This window comes from Ensifer sp. LC384, from assembly GCF_001695865.1.
In the GTDB taxonomy this organism is placed as follows: Bacteria; Pseudomonadota; Alphaproteobacteria; order Rhizobiales; family Rhizobiaceae; genus Ensifer.
Genome location: NZ_MBST01000069.1, coordinates 1 through 1,246 on the forward strand (window position 1 = coordinate 1; position 1,246 = coordinate 1,246).

At 58.9% G+C, this 1,246-nt stretch carries 1 protein-coding gene; it reads right to left on the reverse strand.

All coding sequences use genetic code 11. The features are described 5' to 3' along the window. Positions 1–126 precede the first annotated feature (126 nt). A complete protein-coding gene (locus BC363_RS30575) occupies positions 127–1,164 on the reverse strand; it encodes an IS110 family transposase (RefSeq protein WP_065787368.1) in 1,038 nt (345 codons plus the stop codon). Positions 1,165–1,246: the final 82 nt, after the last annotated feature.

The following is a 1,246-nucleotide window of genomic DNA, read 5'->3' on the forward strand; positions in this document are numbered from 1 at the left end:
TGGGCTTACACGGAGTATCTCGCGCCGTGGATCGATCGATCACACCATCTGCTCCTATCTTGCAAGTTCCGGCATCAGCAACGCAACACGGATTCCAGTTTTAAACTCTTCGATCCTGGCCGATCTTCATGCGACGTCTGCCATGACCGCAGATGCCGATTTTGCATTGTATGTTTCGCTCGACACCATGATCTTCCAGGCGATTCGCGCCATCTTGTTGGCGAGTGCGATGGCTGCCAGCTTCGACGGCTTGCGCTTGAGCAGTTCGGTCAGCCAGACAGACGCCTTACCGGTTCGCCGTGCGTGCTGAATGACCGAAGTTGCCCCGACCACCAGCGCCGCTCGCAATGCCTCATCACCCGCTCGCGTGATACAGCCGAGGCGCAGCTTGCCGCCGGTCGAGTGATCTTTCGGCGTCAACCCGATCCAGGCTGCGAACTGACGGCCGGATTGGAATAGCTCCGGCGCCGGGGTCTTCATGATCAGGAGTGCCGCGCCGATCGGGCCAATGCCGGGAATGGTTTTGAGACGTTTGCTGCGTTCGTCGTTACGCTCCCATGCCTTGAGCTTCGCATCCACGTCGGCAATCTTCTCTTCCAACCGGGCGTATTCGTCCGCCTGGCTGGCAAACAATTCCCGTGCAAGCTCCGGTACGGTCTCGTCAGCCTGTATCCTTTCAAGCAGCAAAGGAACATGGGCCAGCCCTTTGGCGGCAGCAATGCCGAATTCAGTGGCATAACCACGGATGGCATTGGCGAGTTGGGTGCGGTTGCGGATCAAACGATCCCGGACGCCAACCAGCATGAGTGCGGCTTGCTCATCGACTGACTTGACTGGCACAAACCGCATCGTCGGCCGGCTCATCGCCTCGCACAGGGCCTCGGCGTCGGCGGCGTCGTTCTTGCTTCTTTTGACGTACGGCTTGACCAGTTGCGGTGCAATCAACCTCACCTCATGCCCGAGCGAGCTCAACAGCCGAGCCCAGTGATGGGAGCCACCGCAGGCTTCGATGGCGATCACGGTCGGCGAACAGGTCGTGAAGAAGTCGATCATCTCTTTGCGGCGCATTTTCTTGCGCAAGACCGGACGCTCGGCGGCGTTCACGCCATGCAGTTGAAAGACGTGCTTTGACGTATCGATGCCGATACGGATAATCTTGTCCACGGACGGCTCCCTTTGTTTGAGATCTTCACGACTCACTCTGGCACGTTTCGATGCCGTTCGGGGGCCGTCCACCCCAACACAT